We start from the raw sequence: 24,124 nt of genomic DNA on the forward strand, positions 1-24,124 counted from the left end.
CACAGGCGATCCTCGACGAGACGGCGCTGCTGGCGGTGATGGCCTATGTCGATCTCAACCCGATTCGGGCGGGGATCGCGGAGACGCCGGAGGAGAGCGCGCATACCGGGATTGCGGCACGGATCGCTGACTTGCGCGCGGACGAAGGTGACACGGCAGGACGATCGTTCGCTGTCATAGAGCGATCGACACCTGAGGTTGTCGACGCCCCACCAACGGCGTGCACCGCCGCAGCGCCCGGGACCGACCACGCCGACAGCTCACCAGATGCTCGCGGCGCCAATCTTTGGGAAGCTGCGCTCAACCGCCTGCCCCCTGCCCCACTACTGCCCTTCGGCAACCCCGCCGAGGTCCCCGCGGCAATCCCCTTCACCTTCGACGGCTATCTGACCCTGGTCGACTCGCTCGGCCGCGCCCTGCATCCGCGCAAGCGCGGGGCGATCCCGTCGGACTTGCCCGAGATTCTCACCCGACTCGGCATCGCGCCGGAGCGCTTCGTCGAGCACGCGGGTTTCCTGCTCAAGGGGTTCGGCGCGGCGATCGGTGCGCCGGAGCGACTGACCGCGCTCGCGGCACGGCGAGAGTGTCGTTATCTACGCGGCGTGCGCCGCGCCATGGTCCTCTTCGGCCCGACCACGCCGACGGATCGTCCGGCAGCGACCGCATCGCCCTCGCCCGTTCCTGGCCGATAGTGCGCATGGCCTGTCCCTGGCCGCGCCAGCCCCTGCACGCTAGACCTTCGGCTGCGCCCGCCGTGCCCCTCTCCCGATCGGCTTGAACGCCACGGGGGCGACGAACCGCGCCCAGGCCCAGCTTGCCAGCCGGACGACCAGGCGCACGACCAGCAGCGCCCACAGCAGCATCAATGCCCGGTAGACGATCACCCAGGCGGAGATCATCTCGGGCTGCGGCAGTGCCACCCACGCCTCACCCTCGACCCGGTCCTGATACCACTGCAACGCATCGGCGCTCGATCCGTTGCCGGCGATATGCATCTCGGGCTGGCCGAGCAAGCTCGACGGGATCGAGTCGAGCAGCGTGGCGAAGGCCGCGACGGTCAGCAGCGCCAGCACCAGTTGCACGAGGTTGTGTCGCCACGCCGAGGCCTTCGGTGACAACCAACCGCGCGCATGGAAGGCGAGCACCCAGACCACCACGACCACCGCGGCAAGGAGCGATTGCGTCAGCCCGACGAGGAGCACGAACCAATCGAGACGCTTGAGCGGGATCCCGCGAATCGCCCCGAACACCAGGGCCGCGACGACAACGGCGATCAGCAGCGCCCAGAAGGTCACGGCAGGCCCCATGGAGGGACCGGCGGTCCAGACCACCCATCGATCCTCGGCGGGCATCACCTTGACGCTGAGATTCGTCGCGGCGGTCACGCCAAGCTCGACCGGCTCGACCCGGTAGCGCGTCGCGATCGCCGCCTCGGCATCCCAGCTCACCAGGACCCTATGGAGACCGGGATCGATCGGGACCTGAAGCTCCACCCGGCCATCCTCCAGCGCGGTCTCTCGGACGTGCCGTCTGGAGCCATCCACCTCGAGCGCCTCGAAGCGCGACCCGGCCGCCAGCCTGATCGGCAGCACATCCCCCTGACTGGACTGGATGCTGACCTCCAGTGTGTATCGGGAGCCCTTGGCCCGCGGCATGACGGTCAGGGTCGAGGCGCGCACCGTCATGGTTGCGGCCGGCACCGGCTTGGGCCGGGTCACGTTGAGTTCGAGGCGCTGTCCCGGCCAGGGCTTCCAGGTCCGCAGCGCCCCCTGCTGGAGGGTTGCGACGCCCTCGTCCTCGACCGCCTCGACGCGCCACAAGGGGGATTCCGCGATCGCCCAGGTCTCGCTGAACGCGCCCCCGCCCGGGCTCTCCAGACGAATGCGATCGGCGAACTCCAGCTCGCTGCTCCACCGACGCTCGGTCTGGCCGGCGCGGAACGGGATCTCGATGCGGCCGTCCCGAACGGACAGGCCCGAGGAGACGACGCGCTCGCCATCGAGCAGGGGCACCAGCACGACGGCGCTGTCGCTGCTGCTCGACAGGCGCTGCACCCGCGTCGAGACCGTCCACTTGGGACCGAAGGAGATGGTCCTGAGCACCCGGGTGAAGGGTTCGAGTCCCGCGGTATCGGGCGCGCTCGCGTCCCCGGCCTCAGCGCGCTGCCGGGGCGCGATGCTGAGACTGCCGTTGGACAGCCCGAGCGCGGAGACGCCATCGACGCGCCAGATGTCCGGGGCGTCGACCCGGATTCGCTGCGGCGGGGCGTTGAGCGTCAGGGTCAGCCCGCCGGGCGGGATGGCGCCGGACAGCTCGAGGGTGTGTCGCCCGGCGGGCACGCGGACGTACCTGATCCGCGATGCGGCATCCGCGCGCACCGGCGTCGTCTCGCCGTCGAGCAGGACCGCCCGTGGCTGCCACTCGGAGCGTCGCGCGGGGAGCGGATAGGCGGTCTCGTGCAGGGCGGAGACGTCCAGGAGCAGCCGCAGCGTCCACCCCTGCTGGTCGTCGGCGCGGGAGATCATCACCCGCATGTCGCCCGAGGACGCACAGTTGGGCGCGCACTCGGGGGAGCGGAGCACATGCGAACGCAGCGCCTCGATCAGCGTGTCCGAGGGATAGCCGGCGGACTGGGCGAGCGCCTCGTCGCTGACGAAGAGCGCGGGGCTCGACAGCACCGCCACGGCGATCAGCGCAACGGCGGGCGACGAGGACCGGGCGGCGTCGACGTCGAGCGTCATCGCCTCCTCGTCCGATGCCGCGGGCCGGTCGCGATAGGTCCGGTAGCCGCGGAAGGCCAATGCCACCAGCAACACGATGAGACCGCCCGCGCCGATCAGCTTCGCGGCGCCGAACATCATCGGCGTGAGCAGATAGAGCGAGGCGGACTCGAAGGCATCCGGAACGTTCGGGACCTGCCAGGCAAGGGTGGTCTGGTTGCCGCGCCAGGTGGGCAGTCCCGGCCCGGTGCCGATCTTGGCCTCGGCATCGACGATCACCTGCAGGCGACCACCGTCCTGATCGAGGCCCAGATAGTCAGAAGGCGCGGCGGCCTTGCCTCGCATGGGCGCGGATGACGGCATCGCCATCTCGGCCTCGGCGAACCCCATCGCGCGGTTCGGGCTGGACAACGCCGCGTCGTAGCGGTTGGCGAAGTTGCGATCAAGCTGCGGAAACAGCGACGTCTTGACCGCATAGACCGTGTAGGAGGCGACGAACACGGCGAGCACGACGAACAGCACCGCGGCGATCCCGCCGACGAGGTTGCCGAGACGCGGGATGTCGCGCTGGTAGCACGCCCGCGTCAGGATGCCGAGGAGGATGACGGCGATCCACAGCGACCCGCCGCCGAAGGGCAACTGCCAGGTCAGCGCCCCGACGATCACCCACAGCACCCCGGCCCAAAGGCCCAGGGCCTTGACGAAGAGCGCGGCGACCAGGATGAGCAGGAACAGATCGAGCAGGTTCCACTTGGTGAGCCAGGTCTGCGGGAGGTTGTCGGTGCCGAAGGCGGCGACGGCGAGCCACCCCGCCGGCAGGTTGATGGTGGTGTTGACCGAGTCGAACACCGCGCTCTCGGCCATCCAGCCATTGCTCGCGAGCCGCAGGGGGAAGGTGCCGGACTGCTCGGGATCGGTCTCCAGACGCCCCTCCGCGGTGAGCGCGAGTCGCCCCGCCGGCACCTCGATCCCGTCCAGCGACGCCGCCGCGTCGTCCGCGGCGATCTCCGAGAGCACCCACGGTGTGCCGTTCAGCTCGAGACGGCCGATGTCCAGGGGCGACGAGAAGCGGCCCGGCGCGAACAGCTCGCCGGTGATGCTGTCGCGGAACGTCAGCCCGCGACCGGAGAAGTCGAGCCACGCCTCGCGGCGCAGGTCCACACGCCCGACGCCCGAGCCGATATCGGCGAGCAACTGCACATCGAGTGATCCGGCCTTGCCGGCCTCGGCCAGGAAGGCGCGATCGCCGCGCCACGGCTCGGGGATCTCGGTCTGGCTGGGGTCGATCTGATCCAGCCCGGTGAAGCCGAGAGAACGAAGCTCCGGCACCACCTGGAACGACCACAGCTCCCTGCCGGGCCAGCCCTCGCCGGCGACATCGGGAACCGGGATGCTGAGGATGTCGCCGGTGGCGTGCGCCAGGACGTCGACCGAGTGCGAGCCCTGCCCGACCTGGATCTCGAGCCGCCCCGCCTGATCGATGCCCACCGGGAGCGCGCTCTCGACCTGATGGGAGACGAAGCCCTCGGGCAGGAAGTCCGCGAACGTCAGGGATCGCTCGCGCCCGGTCACGGAGATCAGCAGCCGGGTGACGACGACCATCGGGTTGCCATCGGTGAAGCGCCGGAAGACCTTGATCGACAGCGAGTCCTGGGGCGCCGCCGGCGTCGCCTCGCGAGGGCGCTGGAGCCAGAGATCGCCGTTGTCGTCGAGCCGGAGCGGCGTGCCGTCGGCCGCCAGCACCACCCCGACCTGCTCGGGGATGGACAGCTGCGTCGGGCGGCGGAGCCACGCGATCTCGCCCTCGACGCGGGCGGATGCGCGGGGGCCATCCAGGAACAGGAACGGCTTCCCGTCCCGATCGACCACGGTCGCGGGCGCGCCGTCGAGCGTCACCTCGGTCGGCCAGGCCCCGCGTTGACCGGGGAGCGGCAGCCAGCCCCGCTCGAGCAAGGTCCAGGGTTGTCGGAAGCTCATGGCCTCGCGCCCGATCGACAGGACGAGCGGTCCCGGCCAGGCACACACGGGATCGAGGGCGGCGCCGGCGGCCAGCGCGGGGGTGCAGCCGAGCGCGGCGGCCTGGTCTCGCAGCGCCCACGGGACCCATGCCTGCAGCTCGGCAGGAACGCCGGTGAGCCGCCAGTCCTCCACCTGATCGAGCGCTTGCCCCTCGATCATCGCGCCCGATGTCGTCTCCTGGCCCGGAGACACAACCTCTGGCGCCGATTGGGCGAGCGTCGTCGCCGGCAGGAGCAGCACGGCGAGGACGACGAAGAGCGCGGTCAAGGGCGCCAAGGCCGGGGGACCGAGATGCGCATCGGAGTTCTCGCGGGCAGCAAGCACCGGGTGTCCTGAACGAGACATCGAGTCCCCCCTATGGCGACGATGATGGGTTGCGTTCGCAGGAGGGTACCGCAGAGTCGCGCAGAAAATGCGCCTGTTAAGGGGAATCACCGGACTGACACGCCTGGTTTGCGATGCAGACCGAATGGAAGACGCTTGACGCCTGTCCGAGTGGCTCGACTCGAACCCAACCCTGAGCTGACACTGAGCCGCGTGACCCGGGAGGGGCTGGAGACGCTCGAACTGCTGCTCGCCCACGCAGGCCCCATTGTCTCGTCGGCTCATCCGGCCTCGGCAAGCGTCCCCAGATCGAGCTGCTGACCGATGGCACGTCAGGAGACCGGCGGCGTCAGCGGCACCGGCGAGGGACGTCACACCACGGTACGACGCGAGCTGATGCGGCTCGCCGGCGGCGCGCTGGTCATCGACAACCCCGGGATGCGCGAGTTCGGCGTCATCGGCGCCGAGGGCGGTCTCGACGCCAGCTATGGCGAGATCACCGCGCTCGCGCAGCACTGCCGCTACCGCGACTGCACCCATACCGACGAGCCCGGATGCGCTATCCTGCAGGCGGTGGAGGTCGGGACGATCGGTCGGGCACAGCTCGACAGCTACCTGAAGCTCCGGGAGGAATCCGCCTTCCACCAGCGCTCCCATGCCGAGCGGCGCAAGAAGGACCGCGACTTCGGCAAATACCTCAAGTCGGTGAAGAAACAGCTGAGACGCTGACCCGTGACGACAGGACCCGGCTCAATAGACACGCGGTCCGGTGGCACGGCTCGGTCGGTGAGGCGAGCGCCTCACCGATCGCATCCCTGCAGATCGGTGCCAGGAGCGCGCGCAAGGACATCATCTCGATCAATGGACTAGCGAGGTATCCGCGCATGAGACCTACCGTGACCGCACTCGGCCTCTCCCTGGCCCTGCTCACCGGACTGGCGCCGACCACCCAGGCCGAGCCCAGGGATCAGTTCACCAAACCCGACCCGAGGGAGGTCGAGGTCCAGCAACACCCGGACCCGGATGACCTGCACGTCGCCCGCCCGCCGCTCGAGATCCGCTATCAGTGCCCGCCCGGCTGGACGACCTCGGTCGGCAGCTTCGAGCCGCACCAGACGACGGTCTGCGTACCCGAGGACGTCCCGCAGCGCATGCCCTGCCCGCCGGGCACCGTCTTCACCAGGTCCTCGTGCAGCATCTCCTGCCAGATGTTCAATTAATCGTCCGACGGACCGCCCCGGGGCTCGCACCCCGGGGGCGGCCCCGTGCGCTCAGAAGAAGCCCAGCGGGCTGGTGCTGTAGCTCACCAGCATGTTCTTGGTCTGCTGGTAGTGGTCGAGCGCCTTCTTGTGGGTCTCGCGGCCGATCCCCGACTTCTTGTAGCCGCCGAAGGCCGAGTGCGCGGGATAGGCGTGATAGCAATTGACCCAGACGCGCCCGGCCTGGATCGCGCGGCTGGCGCGGTAGGCGCGGTTGGTGTCGCGGGTCCAGACCCCGGCGCCGAGCCCGAACTCGGTGTCGTTGGCGATGGCGATAGCCTCGGCCTCGTCGCGAAAGGTGGTCACGCCGACCACCGGGCCGAAGATCTCCTCCTGGAAGACCTTCATGTCGTTGCGCCCCTTGAGCAGGGTCGGCTGCACGTAGTAGCCGGTGCTCAGACAGCCGTCGAGACACTCGGCACCGCCGCCGATCAGCACCTCGGCGCCCTCCTCGCGACCGATGTCGAGATAGGACATGATGCGTTCGAACTGCTCCTGCGAGGCCTGGGCGCCGACCTGGGTGTCGGTGTCGAGCGGGTTGCCGCGTTTGATACGCGCCGCGCGCTCGATCACCCGGCCGATGAAGTCCTCGTAGATGTCCTCCTGGATCAGCGCCCGCGACGGACAGGTGCAGACCTCTCCCTGGTTGAAGAAGGCCAGCACCAGTCCCTCGACGCACTTGTCGAGATAGTCGTCCTCGTGACGGAGGATGTCGCTGAAATAGATGTTGGGCGACTTGCCGCCGAGCTCGACGGTCGAGGGGATGAGCTTGTCGGCGGCACAGCGCAGGATGTGCTGGCCGACCGGGGTCGAGCCGGTGAAGGCGATCTTGGCGATGCGCTCGCTGGTGGCCAGCGCCTGCCCGGCCTCCTCGCCGAGACCGTTGACGACGTTGATCACCCCGGGCGGCAGCAGGTCGGCGATCAGCTCCATGAAGAGCATGATCGAGGCCGGGGTCTGCTCGGCGGGCTTGAGCACCGAGCAGTTGCCCGCGGCCAGCGCCGGGGCGAGCTTCCAGGCGGCCATCAGCAGCGGGAAGTTCCAGGGGATGATCTGCCCGACCACGCCCAGCGGCTCGTGGACGTGATAGGCGACGGTGTGCTCGTCGATCTCGGCCATCGAGCCTTCCTGGGCGCGGATACAGCCGGCGAAGTAGCGGAAGTGGTCGGCGGCGAGCGGGATGTCGGCGGCCAGGGTCTCGCGCACCGCCTTGCCGTTGTCCCAGCTCTCGGCCACCGCCAGCCGCTCCAGGTTGGCCTCGATCCGATCGGCGACCTTGAGCAACAGGTTGGAGCGCTCGGTCACCGAGGTCCGCCCCCAGGCCGGGGCGGCGGCATGGGCGGCGTCGAGCGCCAGGGCGATGTCGGCGGCGTCCGAGCGAGCCACCTGACAGAACACCTGGCCGTTGACCGGGCTGACGTTGTCCAGGTAGCGACCATTGACCGGGGCGACCCACTCGCCACCGATGAAGTTCTCATAGCGCTCGGCGAAGCGCACCACGGCGCCGGGATCACCAGGGTTGGCATAGATCATGGCTCAGATCCTCCTGTTGTCGTCATCGCTTGGGCGGCAAGACACGCGCCGTGCCGGCAACAGGACGTTAACGGGGCATGACCATCGAATACTTGCCCCGCAGTCCCCAAGACTGGCCTGACAGTCCAGGCCCGGGGACCACGGAGGGAACAGCATGTCGCCAAGCGTACCGATGTCGTTGAACACCGCCTTGCCATCGCAACCGCCGGTGGACCTGATCGAGAACCGCACGCTGTTCGCGCGTCACGCGGCCGAGCTGTCGATCTACGACACTTTCGCCCCGGCCCGCGACGTGCCGCTGCGCGCCGAGGAGCTGCTCTACTGCGCGATGACCCAGGGCCGCAAGCGGATGCACGGCCCGCACCCGGCGCACGACTTCCTGCCGCACCAGTCCTATGTGCTCGCCCCCGGCGAGCAGGTGCTGATCGACTTCCCCGAGGCGACGCTGCAACGACCGACGCGCTGCCTGACCATCGCCGTCGAGCGCGAGCGACTGCGCCGACTGTGCGACCGGCTCGATCGCCACGCGCCGCTGCCGCGCGGGCGCGGGAGCTGGCAGACGGTGTCTCGGCACAGCTGGCACGGCCATCACTCGGAGGCCACCCAGCGCCTGCTCGAACGCATCGCCGGGAGCTTTCTCCAGGCCGACGCCGACAACGACCTGGTACTCGATCACGGCGTCGACGAGCTGTTGGGCCGGCTGTTGCGCCAGCAGGGGCGCGAGTTCCTGCTCGCCTGCGCCGCCGCCGAGCCCGATCACGACCCCTTCAGCGCGGTGCTCGACCATATCGAGCGTCATCTCGCCCAGCCGCTCGACATCGAGCGGCTGTGCCGACTGAGCTGCATGTCGCGCACCCGATTCTATGCCCGCTTCGCCGCCCTGCTCGGCTGCACCCCCAACGCCTATCTGCTCGAGCGTCGGCTGCGCCGTGCCGCCGAGCTGCTCGACCTAGGGATGGCCGTCACCCGCGTCGCCTACGAGGTCGGCTTCCAGAGCCCGAGCCACTTCTCGCGCCGCTTCCAGGCGCGCTATGGGGTCGCCCCCAGCCGCTACCGAGCGCACGCCGCCCCGCCCCTGCCCGGCTGACCCGCCGGCTCGCTTCCGACTCGCCCGGGTTCTGGACTATGCTGCCCCCTTCTCGCACTTTGGAGACATCGAGCATGGCCCAGGAACACCCCACCCCGGAGACCCGCACCGACTGGCGCGACACCATCGACCGCATCGCCTCGTCCGCACCGATGCGGCTCGCCCAGGCGCTCGGGCTGCGTCTCAGCGTCACCGCGCTGCTGCTCGGCTGGCTGGTCGTGCTGGTCGGGATCAACGCGCTCTACCCGATCGACGTCAGCGGTCTCTTCCTCTCCGCGGTCTTCCTCACCCTCTATGTGCTGCCCGGGCTGATCGCCCATGACCGCGGACTGACCAGACGTCTGCGCATCACTCTCATCAATGTGCTCTTCGGCTGGACCCTCGTCGGCTGGGTCGCGGTGCTATTCTGGGCACTGCTCGGCGACGGCGAACCCAGCCCGCAGGGCGGCGCCGAACCCCAGGCCTGATCGGCCCGTCGTCGCGCGGCCCGAACCGCCCCACGGCCGCCTCGACCTTCGCCGGCAACACGGACACCCGGCGTACAAAAGTCACCGGGTTTCCGTGACCTGAACCCCGGACACCCGGTGACGATCAGGTTACAATCGCGTGGCAATCGCCCCGGGCGCATGGTCTGAAGGAGTTCGCGAAGCAGGGATCGCTCGCCCGAGGATCCAATCGCCCGAGCGCACGGATCACGCCCGGTCTTGACGTGGCCCGCCCATCCGGGCGCCCGCACTCATCACGTCCGACCCCGCCCGCATCGCCGCTCGGCAAGACAACGACCAGGACCGCCCCGGTCCACACGCACAGTCAAGAACAACCGAGCCAACATGTCCCGCATCCATCTCAGCCTCGGCCGCAAGATCGGCCTGGCCCTCACCGTCATACTCGTCTTCATGCTGCTGATCGCGCTGATCGGCTGGAGTGGACTGCAACGCACCGACAAGGTCCAGCAGGCGCTGATCAAGAGCTTCGAGCAATCCAACTTCCAGCTGGTCAAGGAGATCGACCACCTGGCCTGGGTCAACGATCTCGGGCTCAGTCTGCTGCTCGACCAACCCTTCACCGGCGAACTCGACCCGCACCGGTGTGACTTCGGCAAGTGGTACGACAGCCTGCGCAACGACCCGGGCTATGCGCGCTACCCCGAAGCGTTCCGCGCCGCCTTCGACACCATCGCGGTCCCGCATCGCGCCGTCCACGAGTCGGCCAAGCGGATCAACACCGCACTACAGCGCGGCGATCACGATCAGGCGCTGCGCATCTATCGCAACGAGACCCTCGCCTACCTGCAGACCCTGCGCCATCTGTTCGGGGTGCTCGAGGAATCGCTCCAGGCCCAGCAGCAGGAGAGCATCGCCATCTCCGCAGAGACCAGCCAGCTGGCACGCTGGAGCATGCTGGGCGCGGCCAGCGTCGCACTGGTGCTCGCGGCCCTGCTCGGCGTGCTGCTCACCCGCCTGGTGGTCCGACCGGTGCGCGCCACCACCGCGCGACTGCGTGACATCGCCGAGGGCGAGGGCGACCTGACCCAGCGTCTCGAGGTCCACGGCAACGACGAGATCGCCGATCTCTCGCACGCCTTCAATGCCTTCATCGCGCGCATTCACACGCTGGTCAGCCAGGTCGCCGGCGCCGCCAGCCAACTCTCGGCCGCCGCCGAGCAGCTCTCCGGGACCAGCACCGAGAGCCGCGAACACGTCGCCCAGCAACAGCGCGAGGTCGAGCAGGTCGCCACCGCGATGCACGAGATGGCCTCGACCGTGGCCGAGGTCGCACGCAACGCCGCCGAGGCCGCGCAGGCGGCTCAGAACACCGACAACGAGGCCGAGGCCGGCAGCGCCGTGGTCGGCGAGGCCAACACCACCATCGATGCGCTGGCCCTCGAGGTCGAGAGCGCGGCCGAGGCGATCTCGCGCCTCGCCGCCGACAGCGAGGAGATCGGCAAGGTGCTCGACGTGATCCGCGCCATCGCCGACCAGACCAATCTGCTCGCGCTCAACGCCGCGATCGAGGCGGCACGCGCCGGTGAGCACGGGCGCGGCTTCGCGGTGGTCGCCGACGAGGTGCGCAACCTTGCCAGTCGCACCCAGGCCTCGACCACCGAGGTGCAGGAGATGATCGAACGATTGCAGGGCGGCGCGCTCGGCGCGGTCGAGGCAATGGAGCGCGGTCGCGCCAAGGCCGGCGAAGGCGTCGCCCAGACCACGCACGCCGCCGGGTCCTTTCAGACCATCACCCAGTCGATCAGCACCATCACCGACATGAATGCCCAGATCGCCAGCGCTGCCGAGGAGCAGTCCGCGGTCGCCGAGGAGGTCAACCGCAGCGTCTCCAACATCAACGACGGCACCGCGCACGCCGCCACCACCTCCGGCCAGATCGCCCACGCCAGCGAGGCCCTGGCCGCGCTCGCCCTCGAACTCCAGACCCTGCTCGGGCGTTTCCATATCTGAGCCGCCAGCCGCCAGCCGCCAGCCGCCAGCCGCCAGCCGCCAGCCGCCAGGGAAGGCTAGCGCCCATGACTAAGGCCGAGAGCTGGAGACTCGCCGTTGGTGGTTCAGCCACCAGCGACCAGCTGCCAGCGCCGAAGGCTGGCAGCCATGACTGGCAGCTGGAGGCTGATCGCTGATAGCTAAGATTCAAGAACCTCTTGCCGCGGCCGTTACTCAGGGATGGAACAGACTCGCCCCGGAGGCCCAGAGATGATCTCGCTCCACTCATCCGTCTCGCAGCTCCAATCGCTCACGACCCTGCGCTCGGGTGCCGGCGCATCGGGCTCGCCGACGACAGCGACCCGCGACGGCAGCGCAGCGGCGCCACAGCAGCAGGTGCTCGAGCGACTCGCCGCGCACATCCCCGGCATGGACGCCAATGCCGTGCGCAAGCTCGACGCCGAGAACTTCACCCCGGAGAAGGTCGCCAACCGCATCGCCGATGCGGTGGCCACCGGGCTGGAGAGCGCCCGCGCCCGTGGCCGCTCCGAGGCCGAGGTCGAACAGCTCTATCAGCAGGCCGTCGAGGGCGCACGCAAGGGCTTCGAGGAGGCGCGCGAGATCCTCTCCAACCTCGACATGCTCCAGGGCAAGGTCGCCGAACAGCTCGACGAGACCGAGCAACTGACCTTCGCCGCGCTCGACGGCCTGGCCCCCGGCGGCCAGAGCACGGCGAGCAGCGCCACTACCGCCATCGGCGTCGCCGAGCGCTTCCAGCACGCCGAGTCCTTCTCGCTCGAGGTGCGCACCCGCGACGGCGACAGCGTGCGTATCGACTTCGGCCAGCAGCTCGACTACAGCGCCACTGCAGCACTCGCACGCGACAGCGAGGGCAATCAGGTGGCGCAGTTCGACGTCTCGCGCAGCGCCTCCAGCAACTACAGCTTCAGCGTCAAGGGTGATCTCGACACCGAAGAGCTCGACGCCATCCGCAACCTGGTACAGGACACCAGCGAGCTGGCCAACAGCTTCTTCCAGGGCGACGTGCAGGCGGCCTTTTCCCAGGCCGGCAGTCTCTCGTTCGACGCCGGGCAGCTCTCGCGCATGGAGCTGAACATGAGTTCGAGTACCAGCTACTCGGTCGCTCAGGCCCAGCGCTATCAGGAGACCCAGCAACTCGGCAACGACTCGCAGAGCGAGCGCCCCGGTCGTCGGATCGGTCAGCTGATGGATCAGATGCAGGAGCGCTTCTCGCAGCCTGCGCTCGGCTTCCTCGAGGACGCCCGCGCCAGCGGTGCCGAGCTGATGCAGGGCCTGGTCGAGCAGGATGAGCGCTTCGTCAGCGCCGAGAAGCAGCAGCAGGACGACTTCCGCTCGCACATGAGCCGACTGCTCGACGCCTTCGCGCCACGGCGCACCGACAGCGATGACTGAGGACTACTCGGGCAGGTTGGGCGGATCCCAGTCATCGAGTCGCGCCCCCGAGGCACAGGCCGCGCGCCACGCCGCGAGCCGCTCGAACTGAGCGCGGCTCGCGGCGGCCAGTAACACGGCGAGTTCGCGAACCTCGGGCGCCGCCTGATCGACCAACCCGGCATAGAAGTCACGACGACACCGGGCATCGCGCATGCCCAGCTCCAGCACCTCGGCCACGCTCATCAGATAGTCGACGCCCTCCCCGCCGACATCGGGCGCCGGCGCACCGTCACCACACCAAGCGAAGTCCCAGGGCGCGATGCGCGGCAGACACAGCCCACGCGCGCGGTGCTCGACCCGGGCCACGGTGGCCTCGCTGAGCCCGGCCAGTCGATCGAACGCAGCCGCCGCGGGCGCATTGTGGTGCAGCGCCATCCCGGCGGCGAGTTCGGTATAGCGCTCGTGGCTGGCGTGTTCGAGTTCGAACGCGTGGGCGAGCAGCGCCGCGAGAGAATCCACCGACCCCGGGCCCGCGCTCATGCCAGCAGCCCCGACTCGATCTCTTCGAGCGTGCACGCGGGAGCCTGCTCGGCCCGCCAGGGCGTGAGGGCGCGGCGAAACAGCAGCCCCAGGGTCTTGCCGTCATCGGCCTGGATCCGGCGCGCCGCCGCCACCGGATCGGTGCTCGGCCCCGTGTCATCGACATGCACCCGCCCCTTCCAGTCGCGATGCTCGGGCCTGAAGGTGGGACAGGGGGTGAGCACGTGCACCAGGGCGAATCCGGGATACTCGATCGCCTCGACCAGCAACCGGCTCAAGCCCGCGGGATCGCCGGAGAAGCCCCGGGCGATGAATCCGGCGCCGGCGGCCAGAGCGATCGCGGTGGGCAGGAAGCGCGGCATCCCGGTGCCGTGCGGCGTGAGCTTGGCCTGCTGCCAGTCGGGCGCGGTGGTCGGCGAGGCCTGTCCCTTGGTCATGCCGTAGACCTCGTTGTCCATCACCACATAGGTGAGGTCCTGGTTGCGCCGACAGGCATGCAGGAAGTGATTGCCGCCGATCGAGAAACCGTCGCCGTCGCCCCCGAGCACCAGCACGGTGAGTTCGGGGCGCGCCGCCTTGAGACCGCCGGCGAGCGCCAGGGCGCGACCGTGCACGCCGTGGAAGCCGTAGGCGGCGACATAGGCCGGCAGCCGCGAGGAGCAACCGATGCCGGAGATCAGCGCCAGGCGCTCGCGCGGCAACTCGAGATGGGCCAGCGCCCGGGTCAGCGCCGCGAGCACGCCGTGATGTCCGCAGCCCGGACACCACACCGGTGTCACCCCGGACTTGTAGTCACGGGCACGCAGGGTCGAGGTGGTCGGTGATTGCGACTCAGTCATCGGTCTCCTCCGCATCCAGCACCGCGGCGACGATCTCGCCCGGTCGCCACGCCAGGGGGCCGGGCCGGGCCAGCGCGCGCGCCTGTGGCGGCAGCACCCGCTGGGCATGGAGATGGGCAAACAGCTGGCCGTCCTGATTGAGTTCGACCACCCATATCCACGCCGCGCCATCGAGCGCCTCGCGCAGCGCAGCGCGCGCCAGCGGGGCGATCAGCCGCAGCGCGATCACCCGGGTCGGATGCCCCGCTGCGGTGAGCCGCGCGGCGGCCTCGAACACCGCCCCGGCGCTGCTCCCCCAGGTGACGAGACAACGCGTACCCCGACCACGGATCTCGGCCCAATCGGGCCCCGGATCGAGACCGTCGAGCTTGCGCGCGCGCTTGTCGAGCTGCTGGCGATGATCGGCGGCCAGGCTCGAGGGCGTCCCCGAGGCGTCGTGCTCCAGTCCCTCGGCGACATAGCGGCAGCCCGACCGGCCGGGTGCGGGCATCGGCGAGCGTCCGTCGACGCTCGGTGCATAACGCTGGAAGGGCGCATCGAGGGGCCCGTCGGGCACCAGTCGGGGCGGCAGCAGCGGGGCCCGTGGCGGCGGATCGACGATGGCGCGCGACTGGCCGAGCGCCTGGTCGGAGAGCACGATGGCCACCGTCTGCAGGTGTTCGGCGAGCCCCACCGCCCATTCCAGGGTGAAGCAACAATCGGCGATACCGAGGGGCGCGAGCACCAGGTGCGGGGCATCGCCGTGGAGCCCGTAGAGCGCCAGACCGAGATCGGACTGCTCGGTCTTGGTGGGAATCCCGGTCGAGGGACCGCCGCGCTGCACGTCGACCACCACCAGCGGGGTCTCGCTGGCCACCGCCAGTCCCAGCCCCTCGACCATCAGGCTCAGTCCGGGGCCGGAGGTGGCGGTCAGCGCCGCCACCCCGCCGAAGGACGCGCCGATGACCATGTTCACCGCCGCCAGTTCGTCCTCGGCCTGGAGCAGCTGACCGTCGCGTTGCGGCAACCGCGGCGCCAGCCATTCGAGCAGCTCGGTCGCCGGGGTGATCGGGTAGGCGGCGACGAAGCGCACCCCGGCGCGCAGCGCGCCGAGACCGGCGGCCTCGTTACCGCTGAGGTTCCACAGCCCGGCAGCGTCGCCAACGGGCCTACACCCACCCTGCTCCACCAGCCCCAGCCCCGCTTCCAGACAGGCGATGGCCGCAGCGCGGGTGGCGGCGTCCTTGCTCGCCAGCACCCGTTCGCTGGCCGCGCTCAGCGCCGCATGAGACAACCCCAGCCAGCCGCCGAGCGCGCCCAGGGCGACCATGTTGGCGCGCCCCCCGGGGATCTCGGCGGCGCGCGCGGCGAGCGGCAGCGCCCGCACCCGTGCGCCGCACCCGGTCAGACAGGGCGGCGGCGGCGCGCTGGCGACGTCCTGGAGGATGAGGGTGTCGGCGTCGACCGGCAGCTCGTCGACGAAGCGCTCGACATTGGCCCAGTCGAGCCCGAGCAACAAGTCGAGCCGATCGGCCATGCAGGCGACCGGGCGCGAGGCGAAGCGGAGGGTGGCGGCCGACTCGCCGCCGCGGATCTGCGGACCGGCGGCGCGCGTCAGCAACCCGTGGACACCGGCGCGACCGAGCGCGGCAAGCAGGATCTGGGCAGTGGTGAGGGCGCCGTGACCACCTGCACCGGTGATCGCCAGCATGCCCTCGGGGGCGACGGGGTCGCGATTGCACGGCATCGCGGGCACTCCTCCCAGGCCGGTGCGCCGCACTCGGATCGGCGGCGCGGGGATGGGGTGCGAAGCGGTTTCGGGGACACCACGACACACCCCCGTGCACCGATCATAGCCGCGACGCCGAGCGTCCCGGTTGATCTGGCACAGTCGAGGGGCGTTTCGATGGAGGGCGACCGGACCCGCCGCGCGGGCCGGTCGGGATCAGGCCTGGAGCTGCTCGGAGCGGAAGGGCGCGACGGTCTCGAGGATCGCCTTGTGGACCTTGACGTTACCGGCGACCAGATTGCCGGTCTCGAGGAAGCGATTGCCACCGCCGAGGTCGCTGACCGTACCGCCCGCCTCCTGCACCAGCAGGGCGCCGGCAGCGCAGTCCCACTCGGACAGGCCGAGCTCCCAGAAACCGTCGGTGCGTCCGGCGGCGACATAGGCGAGATCGAGCGCCGCCGAGCCCGGACGACGCAGCCCGGCGGTGGCCAGGGTCATGGCCTTGAACATGCCCATGTAGGCGTCGATATGGCGCTGGTCACGGAACGGGAAGCCGGTGCCGATCAGTGCACCGTTGAGCGAGGGGCGCTTGGCGACCCGGATCTTGCGGTCGTTGAGCTGGGCGCCCTCGCCGCGCGCGGCGGTGAACATCTCCTCGCGCAGCGGATCGTAGACCACGCCGCACTCGAGCTGCCCCTTGTGCTTGAGCGCGATCGACACCGAGAACTGCGGAAAGCCGTGGAGATAGTTGGTGGTGCCGTCGAGCGGATCGATGATCCACTGATAGTCGCCCTTGCCGTGGAGACCGCTCTCCTCGGCAAGGATCGCGTGGCCCGGGAAACGTGCCTGCAGCTCCTTGATGATGGTCGCCTCGGCGAGACGATCGACGTCGCTGACGAAATCGTTGCGTCCCTTGGTCTCGGCCTTGATGTGGTCGACGTGATCGAGATAACGCAGGAGGATCTTGCCGGCGCTGCGCGCGGCACGGATGGCGATGTTGAGGCTTGGATGCATAAGGATGAAAGATAACGGATGTGGTCCGCGTATCATAGATTGAGAACCCTATCAGCGTCTTGAGAGAACGCCCCATCCATGACCCAAACCAGCGAAGAAAACCTCGGGCGCATCCGCGCCGTGCTGATCGAGACCAGCCACCCCGGCAACATCGGCGCCGCGGCGCGTGCGCTCAAGACCATGGGCCTGTCGCGTCTGGAGCTGGTCGCGCCGCGTCAACGCCCGGACGCCGAGACCCTGGCCCGCGCCGCCGGCGCCGATGACCTGATCGAGCGCGCCGGCATCCACGACGACCTCGACAGCGCGCTCGAGGGCTGTCGTCTGGTGATCGGCGCCAGCGCCCGGCTGCGCAGCATCGAATGGCCGGTGCTCGACCCCGCCGAGGCCGCCGGCCGACTGCTCGCCGAGGCCGCCCACGGCGAGGTGGCGATGCTGTTCGGGCGCGAGAGCTCGGGGTTGACCAACGCCGAGCTGTCGCGCTGTCACTATCTGGTGCACATCCCCACCAACCCCGAGTTCAGCTCGCTCAACCTCGCCGCCGCGGTCCAGGTGCTCGCCTACGAACTGCGTCGCCACGCCCTCGTCGGCCGCCTCAGCGAGCACGTCGACGAGCGCCCCGATCTGGCCGACGCCGCCGACCTCGAGGGCCTCCACGGCCATCTCGCAGCGACCATGCGCGCGGTCGGCTTCGGCGACATCGAGCAGTCGCGCACCCTGCAGATCCGTCTGCGCCGGCTGTTCAACCGCGCCCGCCCCGACCGCACCGAGATCAACATCCTGCGCGGCATCCTCAGCGCCGCCCAGGGTCGCAAGCGCCCCGGGCGCGACGACCCGGCGCCAACGGAACCCGCCCCCACCGCCAAGGACACCACATGTTCAGACGACTGAGAGAGGATATCGCCTGCGTCTTCGACCGCGACCCGGCGGCGCGTACCACCTTCGAGGTGCTCACCACCTATCCCGGCATCCACGCGGTGGTGGTCCATCGCATCGCCCACGGTCTGTGGCGGCGCGAGTTCAAGTGGGCCGCACGCCTGCTCTCGAACATCGCGCGGTTGTTCACCGGGATCGAGATCCACCCCGGCGCGGTGATCGGCCGGCGCTTCTTCATCGACCACGGCATGGGCGTGGTGATCGGCGAGACGGCGGTGATCGGCGACGACTGCACCCTCTATCACGGGGTGACGCTCGGTGGCACCACCTGGGAGAAGGGCAAACGTCATCCCACCCTCGGGCGCGACGTGGTGGTCGGTGCCGGGGCCAAGGTGCTCGGTCCGATCGATATCGGCGACGGCGCGCGCATCGGCTCCAACGCCGTGGTGGTGAAGTCGGTGCCGGCCGGAGCGACCGCGGTCGGGGTGCCGGGCCGGGTCATCGAGCCGGCGCGTGATGCGGCGAGCAAGCGCCGCGCCGACACCGCCCGACGCATCGGCTTCGACGCCTATGGCGCCACCCGCGATGTCCCCGACCCGGTGGCCAACGCCATCAACCGCATGCTCGATCATATCCACCAGATGGACAGTCGCATGGAGTTGATGTCGCAGGCACTCGAGGGCCACGGCATCATGCGCCGCTTCGAGCACGAGTGCGATCTCGACGCGATGAGCATCCCCCCGGCCACCGACGGCGAGACGGACGCCGACTCGGGTCAGCGCCGACCCGAGGATGCACGCCAGCGCTGAGCGCAGTGCCCTGGCGTGGTGCGGATTAATTGATCGTAACGGTCGGGTAACGTAGAATAACCCTACACTTGTTCGCTGTATTTTCCCTTGGGTGCAACGTGAGACTGACTACCAAAGGCCGCTACGCGGTCACCGCGATGCTCGACCTGGCCATCCACCAGGGCCGGGGACCGATCGCGTTGGCCGACATCGCCCAGCGCCAGGGCATCTCGCTGTCCTACCTGGAACAGCTCTTCGCCAAGCTGCGCAAGCGTGCGCTGGTGACCAGCGTGCGCGGCCCGGGCGGCGGCTACAACCTCGCCCGTACCGCCGCCGAGATCCGCGTTGCCGAGGTGATCGCCGCGGTCGACGAGAACGTCGACACCACCCGCTGCGGCGGCGCCCACAACTGTCAGAACAATGGTCCCTGCCTGACCCACGACCTGTGGAACGACCTCAGCGACCACATCTTCGACTATCTCAACGCCATCACCCTGCAGCAGCTCGTCGACAAGCGCGAGGCCACCCAGCCGCACCCACCGACCTCCTGCGCCACCGTCGACGTCAAGCTCGACGTCTCGCGGGTCGCCGCCAACACCTGAGCAGGCGCGCAAACGCCTTGCCAGCACGCGCTCCGAGGGCCTAGGATCTGGGTGAGCCGTGCGGATGACCCCGGGCGGCGGGATGCCCGAGATCCACCCAACTGTCTTCGCCGAGTTGGACGCAGCCAAGAACCACTTCGAGCTCTTCGGATTGCCGACGAGCTTCACGGTCGACACCAACCGCCTGGCGGAGCGCTATCGTGCGCTGAGCGCCCAGGCCCGCGCCGACACCGCCCTCGCCGCCGCCTCGCCGTCGCAACTCGACGAGGCCTACCGCACGCTGCTCGACCCACTGGCGCGCGCGCGCTATCTGCTGCGCCTGCACGGGCGTGAGCTGGGGCGCGGACGGGGCAATGCCGGGCTGCTGGTCGAGCAGCTCGAGCTGCGCGAGCAGCTCCAGGAGGTGAGCAACCGCACCCGCACCGCGCTCGCCGTCTCCAGCGTGCTCACCGATCTGGCCGAGCAGAGCGCGGTACTGGCCAAGGAGCTGCGGACCCTGTTCGAGGATCCCTCGACGGACAATCTCGAACTGGCGCACGACCTGGTGCACCAGCTCGAGTTCATCGCGCTGTGCCGGCGCGACGCCGAGCAGCGCCGCGACGCGCTCCAGCGCCGGGGCTGAGCCCGACCCGCGGGCTCAGCACTGCTCCCAGGGGAGACCGTGGAAGCGCCAGCCGCCGAGGCTGCTGCGGTGATGGTGCTCGTCGAGTTCGCCCTCGAACCCCTCGCCGACGTGATAGACACGCTTGAGCCCGGCCTGGAGCAGCGCCTTGCCCGCCTCGTGCGAACGCTTGCCGCTGCGACAGATGAGGATCACCGGCGGGCACTGCTCGGTGTCGGACTCGCAGCTCGCGCCGCCGAGCAGGAGCTTGCGGATCTCGGTCTCGAAGTCCGGGTTGACGGTCCAGTCCGGCTCGTCGATCCAGGGTACGTGCACCGCGCCCTTGGGGTGACCGACGAACAGATACTCCATCGACGAGCGGATATCGACCAGGATCGCCTGGGGGTGGGAGTCGAGCATCGCCTGCGCCTGCTGCGGCGTCAGACTCTGCGGAGCAGCGTCGTGCATGGGGATTCCTCGTTGGTGGTGGGATCGCTCTTGTTATTGTGCCGCGCGCGGAGGCGCGTCCGGCTATCCTAGCGCCCTCGGGCATCACCGCCCAGCGCAAGCATCGGGAGACAGTATTGGCGACACATCGAGATCCACGACCCCCGCTGGACGTACGCATCAAGGACGCGCTGGCACGGGCGCTGATGCGACTGATGGCACGTCTGCCGCTGGCCTTCGCTCACCGTCTCGGCAACGGCCTCGGCTGGCTGGTTGCGCGCTGGCCCAACCGTCAGCGCCGCAACGCCCTGATCAACCTCGCGCTCAACTTCCCCGAGCGCGACCGCGAGCAACTGCTCGCACTGCGCGACGACACCCTGCGCGAGGTCGCCAAGACCTATTGCGAGATCGCCCATCTGTGGCTGCGCCCCGTCGAGCAGACCCTCTCGCTGGTCCGTGAGGTGCGCGGGGCGGAGCTGCTCGAGCGGCGCGACGGCAAGGGGCTGATCGTGCTCTCGCCGCACATCGGCGCCTGGGAGCTGGCCGGACTCTATCTCGCCGAGCAGGGACCGACGGCGATCTTCTACAAGCCGCAGAAGTATCTCGACGACCTGATCCGGCGCGCCCGCGGGCGCAGCGGCGCGACCCTGGCACCGATCACCGGCAAGGGCATCCGCGTATTGGTGCAGGCGCTCGAGCGCGGCGACTATGTCGGCGTCCTGCCCGACCAGGAGCCCAAGGCCGACAAGGGGGCGGTGTTCGCGCCGCTGTTCGGCATCCCCGCCTTCACCATGCTGCTGGTCAACCGCCTGGCGCGGCGCACCGGGGCGCCGGTGATCTTCATGTTCGCCGAACGGCTCGACGACCAGAGCGGCTTCCGCATCCACTGCATCCGCGCCCCCGAGGGCATCGACAGCGCCGACGACGAGGTCGCCGCGCGCGCCCTCAACCAGGGCATCGAGCAGTGTGTGCGCACCTGCCCGAACCAGTACATCTGGCCCTACAAGCGGCTCAGACGTCGCCCCGAGGGCTGGCCGAAGATCTACAGTGGCGGGCTCTCCGACGCCGAGGCGCTGGAGCAGGTGGCGCGGCTGCGCGAGCGGCACGCGGCGCTCGCCGAGGACGCGCCGCCGAGCTGAGCGGAGGCGCGGCCGGCGGCAGACCGCCGGCCGCGCGAGATCAGGACGAGATGGTGGTCGAGGCGCTCTGCGTCTGCCCCTGGTTGTCGGTCCAGGTGATCTCGATCGGATCGCCCTCGGCGCCCCCGGCAAACTTGAACGACAGATAGGGGTTCTTCGACACCCCGCCGCTCCACGAGGCGGTCATCACCACCTCCCCCTTGGCCTTGCACACCACCTCCTGGATGAAGTGCGCCGGGATCGGCTCGCCGGTCTTGCTGTCCTTGCGCAGCCCGGTCTCCATCGGGTGACTCATCAGACACTTGACCGTGGTCACGTCGTTCTTGGTCTTGGCGCGGATCTTGATATCAGACATTGGCTCTCTACCTCAGGTTATCCGTTGAGCTCGCTGCGATGGCGTCCTGTCACCCGCCGCAACCACCGATGGTCACCTTCACGCTCTTGCTGTTCTTGAAGACCTGATCGCCGACCTTGACCACGGCGGTGACATCGGCGGTCTCGGCCATCTTGATCCGGGTGGAGACGAAGGGCATGGCGTTGGGTGCGAGCTCGAAGGAGGCGATCAACGGGGTCTGATTCTTCTCGGCGAAGATCGCGATCGAGGTGACACCCTCGATATCGGCCTCGACCGTCACCGGCACCACGGCGCCGTTCTCGGCGATGTCCGGGGCCTTGATGCGGATGCGCTCGTCGCGCTCGGCGCTCTCGCTGCCGACCAGCGCCGTGAGCGCCTCGGGCATCTCCCTGGCCTTGAAGGCCGCCTCGTTCCAGTCGGCGAGTACCAGCCGGGGCGACAGCAACCCGGCACTCACCGCGATCCCGATCGAGCCTGCACTCAGCGAGCCCTTGAGCAGGATTCTGCGTTTTGCATCGATCATCAACTCTCTCCTATCGAGCATGGGTGGATGGTCTGCGGATCCGCTGGAGGAGGACCGCTGCCGGTGTTCACGACAGCGGCGCGCGGAACCTGGGTGCCCGAGTCCATCGGGCGTTGTTGTTGTCGTGCGTCGCCATCCCGGCGCCTCGAGCGAGCGGGTCGCGGGACAGCGGATATCGTGAGGAGCAGGCGCGACGCTCAGCCCAGCGGGTCGTCGCGCTCGCGCCGGTCGCGCTCCTCCTCGCGCAACGCATCGAGCCGCGCCTGGATCTGGGCGGCGTCGTGATAAGGGATATCGCGTTGCCGCAGGGCGATCTCAAGCTGGCGGATCGCCGGCTCCAGGTCGCCGAGCAGATAGAGCCGCTCGGCCCGATAGCGATGGGTCGCGGCACGGTTGCCGGACTTGAGCGCCGCCTGTTCGAGCAGGTCGTAGAGCATGACGTCGTCGGGGCGCAGCCGCGCCAGGTCCTCGAGCGCGTCGAGCGCCTGGCGCGCGCGGCCCTGCTCGAGCAGCAGTCGTGCCCGCACGGTGCCGAGCACCCAGTCGTTCGGCGAGAGCGCCAGCGACTGGGTGAGTATGCTCAGCGCCTCGTCCGAACGCCCGCGCCGCTGCGCCAGCTCGGCCTCGAGCACCACGAACTCGGGTTGGCTGGGCTGGGCCGCGAGCAGCCGGGCGAGTTCACGCTCGGCGCCGCCGTAATCACGCGCGCGCAACAGCGCCAACGCATAGCCGTAACGCTCGGCCAGCGCGTTGCGGTAGCGCCCCTCGCGCAGGGTCGCGCCGAAGTGCGCCACCGCCTGCTCGGCGCGGTCATAGGCGCGCTCGCGCAACCGCGCGCGGGTGAGATGGAAACGCAGACTATCGGGACGCTGGCGGGCGCCGAAGCGCTCGGCGCGCTGCAGCGCCTCGGCGATGCGATTGCTGGTCACCGGGTGGGTGCGGAGGAACTCGGGGGCGGCGCTGTCGTGGATCTGCCCGGCGCGCGAGAGCCGCTCGAAGAATCCGGCCATGGCGTAGGGATCGTGCCCGGCGCGCACCAGGGTGGAGATACCGATGCGATCGGCCTCCTTCTCGTTCTCGCGGGTGAAATTGATCTGGTGCTGGATCGCCGCGGCCTGGATACCGACGATCGCCGCCATCCCGGCATCGCTCGAGACCTGGGCGCCGAGGATGGCCGCGGCCACCAGCAGCGCCGTCGCCGGGACGCTGAGCCGGCTCTGGTCCTCGACCCCGCGCATCAGGTGGCGCTGGGTGACGTGGGCGATCTCGTGGGCGATCACCGCCGCCAGCTCGCTCTCGGTCTGGGCGGCGAGCACCAGTCCGGCATAGACACCGATATAACCGCCCGGACCGGCGAAGGCGTTGACCACCGGTTCGTCGATCAGAAAGAAGGTGAAACGCCGCCCCTCGGCATCCGGGTCGGCGAGCACCAGCGAGCGTCCGAGCGACTCGATATAGCTCGCCAGCAACGGATCGTCGAGCACCGCCAGACGCTCGCGCACGTGCTGCATGAAGGCCTTGCCGAGACGGGTCTCCGCGCCCTGGGTCATCACCGCATCGGCCGAACTCGAGAGATCGGGCAACTCGAAGTGCTGGGCCTGCACCGCTCCGGCACCGAGCAGGGCCGGGAGCAGCGCCGAGGCGAGCAGGCGGCGGAGGCGTGGCAGTCGACACATGGATCGCTTCATCACATAACCGACGAATCAGATCAGAAGGAGACGGCGAGGTTTCCGCCCCATCCTCGCCGACATCGCGCGTCATGTCGACGCCCGGCGACGATTGAGAATCCTCATTGCCCCGACAAACCCAACTGCGTTGTCAACTATTAGAAAACCGCTGTATTCTTAACCACCCACCGCGCGCCAACGCTGCGTATACCATGCGCGCCAGCCGCTGGCCGGG

General features: G+C 69.4%; 21 protein-coding genes and 1 pseudogene. 12 read left to right on the top strand and 10 right to left on the bottom strand.

Going from position 1 to position 24,124, the window contains the following annotated elements:
- A pseudogene (locus tag EBL84_RS05535) lies at positions 1 to 692 on the top strand (transposase); the annotation flags it as partial.
- 39 nt (positions 693 to 731) lie between these two features.
- Here the strand turns inward: EBL84_RS05535 and EBL84_RS05540 are convergent.
- A complete protein-coding gene (locus tag EBL84_RS05540; protein WP_148040267.1) occupies positions 732 to 5,063 on the bottom strand; it encodes a hypothetical protein in 4,332 nt (1,443 codons plus the stop codon).
- A 324-nt stretch (positions 5,064 to 5,387) separates the two neighbouring features.
- On the opposite strand from EBL84_RS05540, the gene rsgA reads away from it, so the two are divergent.
- Positions 5,388 to 5,792, top strand: a complete 405-nt coding sequence (gene rsgA, locus EBL84_RS05545; RefSeq protein ID WP_223806959.1) for a GTPase RsgA — start codon at positions 5,388 to 5,390, stop codon at positions 5,790 to 5,792.
- 155 nt (positions 5,793 to 5,947) lie between these two features.
- On the top strand, positions 5,948 to 6,283 hold the full coding sequence (locus tag EBL84_RS05550) for a hypothetical protein (RefSeq protein WP_123139909.1): 336 nt from the start codon (positions 5,948 to 5,950) through the stop codon (positions 6,281 to 6,283).
- Positions 6,284 to 6,334: 51 nt separating this feature from the next.
- Here EBL84_RS05550 and EBL84_RS05555 read toward each other — a convergent pair whose 3' ends face one another.
- Positions 6,335 to 7,855: an aldehyde dehydrogenase family protein gene (locus EBL84_RS05555; RefSeq protein WP_123139910.1), complete on the bottom strand. Its 1,521-nt coding sequence runs from the start codon at positions 7,853 to 7,855 to the stop codon at positions 6,335 to 6,337.
- Between the two features lie 154 nt (positions 7,856 to 8,009).
- Here EBL84_RS05555 and EBL84_RS05560 point away from each other — a divergent pair, with 154 nt between their 5' ends.
- The 4 genes from EBL84_RS05560 to EBL84_RS05575 all read left to right on the top strand — a co-directional run bounded on the left by EBL84_RS05560 (position 8,010) and on the right by EBL84_RS05575 (position 12,811).
- Entirely contained in the window at positions 8,010 to 8,942 is a 933-nt protein-coding gene (locus EBL84_RS05560; RefSeq protein ID WP_123139911.1) for an AraC family transcriptional regulator, read from the top strand.
- Positions 8,943 to 9,016: 74 nt separating this feature from the next.
- Positions 9,017 to 9,409 (top strand): superinfection immunity protein, encoded by a 393-nt coding sequence (locus tag EBL84_RS05565; RefSeq protein WP_190287894.1) that lies wholly within the window; start codon positions 9,017 to 9,019, stop codon positions 9,407 to 9,409.
- A gap of 363 nt (positions 9,410 to 9,772) precedes the next feature.
- Complete coding sequence (locus EBL84_RS05570; RefSeq protein ID WP_123139913.1) at positions 9,773 to 11,398, top strand: methyl-accepting chemotaxis protein; 1,626 nt, start codon at positions 9,773 to 9,775, stop codon at positions 11,396 to 11,398.
- 249 nt (positions 11,399 to 11,647) lie between these two features.
- On the top strand, positions 11,648 to 12,811 hold the full coding sequence (locus EBL84_RS05575) for a DUF5610 domain-containing protein (RefSeq protein ID WP_123139914.1): 1,164 nt from the start codon (positions 11,648 to 11,650) through the stop codon (positions 12,809 to 12,811).
- Between the two features lie 3 nt (positions 12,812 to 12,814).
- Here the strand turns inward: EBL84_RS05575 and EBL84_RS05580 are convergent, their stop codons facing one another.
- From EBL84_RS05580 to EBL84_RS05595, 4 genes are all read right to left on the bottom strand, one after another.
- Positions 12,815 to 13,333, bottom strand: coding sequence for a rubrerythrin (locus EBL84_RS05580; RefSeq protein WP_123139915.1), 519 nt, complete (start codon positions 13,331 to 13,333; stop codon positions 12,815 to 12,817).
- A complete protein-coding gene (locus EBL84_RS05585; protein ID WP_123139916.1) occupies positions 13,330 to 14,172 on the bottom strand; it encodes a 2-oxoacid:ferredoxin oxidoreductase subunit beta in 843 nt (280 codons plus the stop codon). Before EBL84_RS05585 ends, EBL84_RS05580 begins: the two co-directional genes overlap by 4 nt.
- Positions 14,165 to 15,898, bottom strand: a complete 1,734-nt coding sequence (locus EBL84_RS05590) for a 2-oxoacid:acceptor oxidoreductase family protein (RefSeq protein ID WP_123139917.1) — start codon at positions 15,896 to 15,898, stop codon at positions 14,165 to 14,167. Before EBL84_RS05590 ends, EBL84_RS05585 begins: the two co-directional genes overlap by 8 nt.
- A 198-nt stretch (positions 15,899 to 16,096) precedes the next feature.
- Positions 16,097 to 16,894 (bottom strand): inositol monophosphatase family protein, encoded by a 798-nt coding sequence (locus EBL84_RS05595; protein ID WP_123139918.1) that lies wholly within the window; start codon positions 16,892 to 16,894, stop codon positions 16,097 to 16,099.
- 78 nt (positions 16,895 to 16,972) lie between these two features.
- On the opposite strand from EBL84_RS05595, the gene EBL84_RS05600 reads away from it, so the two are divergent.
- From EBL84_RS05600 to hscB, 4 genes are all read left to right on the top strand, one after another.
- Positions 16,973 to 17,782, top strand: a complete 810-nt coding sequence (locus tag EBL84_RS05600) for an RNA methyltransferase (RefSeq protein ID WP_123139919.1) — start codon at positions 16,973 to 16,975, stop codon at positions 17,780 to 17,782.
- Positions 17,767 to 18,576 (top strand): serine O-acetyltransferase, encoded by an 810-nt coding sequence (gene cysE, locus EBL84_RS05605; RefSeq protein ID WP_123139920.1) that lies wholly within the window; start codon positions 17,767 to 17,769, stop codon positions 18,574 to 18,576. Before EBL84_RS05600 ends, cysE begins: the two co-directional genes overlap by 16 nt.
- 98 nt (positions 18,577 to 18,674) lie before the next feature.
- Positions 18,675 to 19,157 (top strand): Fe-S cluster assembly transcriptional regulator IscR, encoded by a 483-nt coding sequence (gene iscR / locus EBL84_RS05610; RefSeq protein ID WP_123139921.1) that lies wholly within the window; start codon positions 18,675 to 18,677, stop codon positions 19,155 to 19,157.
- A gap of 64 nt (positions 19,158 to 19,221) precedes the next feature.
- The gene (gene hscB, locus EBL84_RS05615) at positions 19,222 to 19,779 is read left to right on the top strand and encodes a Fe-S protein assembly co-chaperone HscB (RefSeq protein ID WP_223806177.1); all 558 of its coding nucleotides are present in this window, start codon (positions 19,222 to 19,224) and stop codon (positions 19,777 to 19,779) included.
- A 15-nt stretch (positions 19,780 to 19,794) separates the two neighbouring features.
- Here hscB and EBL84_RS05620 read toward each other — a convergent pair whose 3' ends face one another.
- Positions 19,795 to 20,226 carry a rhodanese-like domain-containing protein gene (locus EBL84_RS05620; RefSeq protein ID WP_123139922.1) on the bottom strand — a complete coding sequence of 144 codons (432 nt, stop codon included), beginning with the start codon at positions 20,224 to 20,226 and terminating at the stop codon, positions 19,795 to 19,797.
- A 116-nt stretch (positions 20,227 to 20,342) separates the two neighbouring features.
- Here EBL84_RS05620 and EBL84_RS05625 point away from each other — a divergent pair, with 116 nt between their 5' ends.
- Entirely contained in the window at positions 20,343 to 21,344 is a 1,002-nt protein-coding gene (locus tag EBL84_RS05625) for a lysophospholipid acyltransferase family protein (RefSeq protein WP_255419406.1), read from the top strand.
- 40 nt (positions 21,345 to 21,384) lie between these two features.
- Here EBL84_RS05625 and soxZ read toward each other — a convergent pair whose 3' ends face one another.
- The 3 genes from soxZ to EBL84_RS05640 form a co-directional block, all read right to left on the bottom strand.
- Entirely contained in the window at positions 21,385 to 21,699 is a 315-nt protein-coding gene (gene soxZ / locus EBL84_RS05630; protein ID WP_123139924.1) for a thiosulfate oxidation carrier complex protein SoxZ, read from the bottom strand.
- Positions 21,700 to 21,748: 49 nt separating this feature from the next.
- Positions 21,749 to 22,222, bottom strand: a complete 474-nt coding sequence (gene soxY / locus EBL84_RS05635; protein ID WP_123139925.1) for a thiosulfate oxidation carrier protein SoxY — start codon at positions 22,220 to 22,222, stop codon at positions 21,749 to 21,751.
- Between the two features lie 197 nt (positions 22,223 to 22,419).
- Entirely contained in the window at positions 22,420 to 23,898 is a 1,479-nt protein-coding gene (locus EBL84_RS05640; protein ID WP_123139926.1) for a M48 family metalloprotease, read from the bottom strand.
- Positions 23,899 to 24,124: the final 226 nt, after the last annotated feature.

Origin of the sequence: Marichromatium sp. AB31, assembly GCF_003718685.1 — a bacterium.
Lineage (GTDB): Bacteria > Pseudomonadota > Gammaproteobacteria > Chromatiales > Chromatiaceae > Marichromatium > Marichromatium gracile.

What these genes read in the sequence shown, in the direction of transcription:
- EBL84_RS05550 (WP_123139909.1), top strand. Translation starts at nt 5,948, where the DNA reads ATGAGACCTACCGTGACCGCACTCGGCCTCTCCCTGGCCCTGCTCACC.
- cysE (WP_123139920.1), top strand. Translation starts at nt 17,767, where the DNA reads ATGTTCAGACGACTGAGAGAGGATATCGCCTGCGTCTTCGACCGCGAC.
- hscB (WP_223806177.1), top strand. Translation starts at nt 19,222, where the DNA reads ATGACCCCGGGCGGCGGGATGCCCGAGATCCACCCAACTGTCTTCGCC.
- EBL84_RS05620 (WP_123139922.1), bottom strand. Translation starts at nt 20,226, where the DNA reads ATGCACGACGCTGCTCCGCAGAGTCTGACGCCGCAGCAGGCGCAGGCG.
- EBL84_RS05560 (WP_123139911.1), top strand. Translation starts at nt 8,010, where the DNA reads ATGTCGCCAAGCGTACCGATGTCGTTGAACACCGCCTTGCCATCGCAA.
- soxY (WP_123139925.1), bottom strand. Translation starts at nt 22,222, where the DNA reads ATGATCGATGCAAAACGCAGAATCCTGCTCAAGGGCTCGCTGAGTGCA.
- EBL84_RS05585 (WP_123139916.1), bottom strand. Translation starts at nt 14,172, where the DNA reads ATGACTGAGTCGCAATCACCGACCACCTCGACCCTGCGTGCCCGTGAC.
- EBL84_RS05595 (WP_123139918.1), bottom strand. Translation starts at nt 16,894, where the DNA reads ATGCATCCAAGCCTCAACATCGCCATCCGTGCCGCGCGCAGCGCCGGC.
- EBL84_RS05575 (WP_123139914.1), top strand. Translation starts at nt 11,648, where the DNA reads ATGATCTCGCTCCACTCATCCGTCTCGCAGCTCCAATCGCTCACGACC.
- EBL84_RS05565 (WP_190287894.1), top strand. Translation starts at nt 9,017, where the DNA reads ATGGCCCAGGAACACCCCACCCCGGAGACCCGCACCGACTGGCGCGAC.
- EBL84_RS05580 (WP_123139915.1), bottom strand. Translation starts at nt 13,333, where the DNA reads ATGAGCGCGGGCCCGGGGTCGGTGGATTCTCTCGCGGCGCTGCTCGCC.
- rsgA (WP_223806959.1), top strand. Translation starts at nt 5,388, where the DNA reads ATGGCACGTCAGGAGACCGGCGGCGTCAGCGGCACCGGCGAGGGACGT.
- EBL84_RS05555 (WP_123139910.1), bottom strand. Translation starts at nt 7,855, where the DNA reads ATGATCTATGCCAACCCTGGTGATCCCGGCGCCGTGGTGCGCTTCGCC.
- EBL84_RS05570 (WP_123139913.1), top strand. Translation starts at nt 9,773, where the DNA reads ATGTCCCGCATCCATCTCAGCCTCGGCCGCAAGATCGGCCTGGCCCTC.
- EBL84_RS05590 (WP_123139917.1), bottom strand. Translation starts at nt 15,898, where the DNA reads ATGCCGTGCAATCGCGACCCCGTCGCCCCCGAGGGCATGCTGGCGATC.
- EBL84_RS05640 (WP_123139926.1), bottom strand. Translation starts at nt 23,898, where the DNA reads ATGTGTCGACTGCCACGCCTCCGCCGCCTGCTCGCCTCGGCGCTGCTC.
- EBL84_RS05600 (WP_123139919.1), top strand. Translation starts at nt 16,973, where the DNA reads ATGACCCAAACCAGCGAAGAAAACCTCGGGCGCATCCGCGCCGTGCTG.
- soxZ (WP_123139924.1), bottom strand. Translation starts at nt 21,699, where the DNA reads ATGTCTGATATCAAGATCCGCGCCAAGACCAAGAACGACGTGACCACG.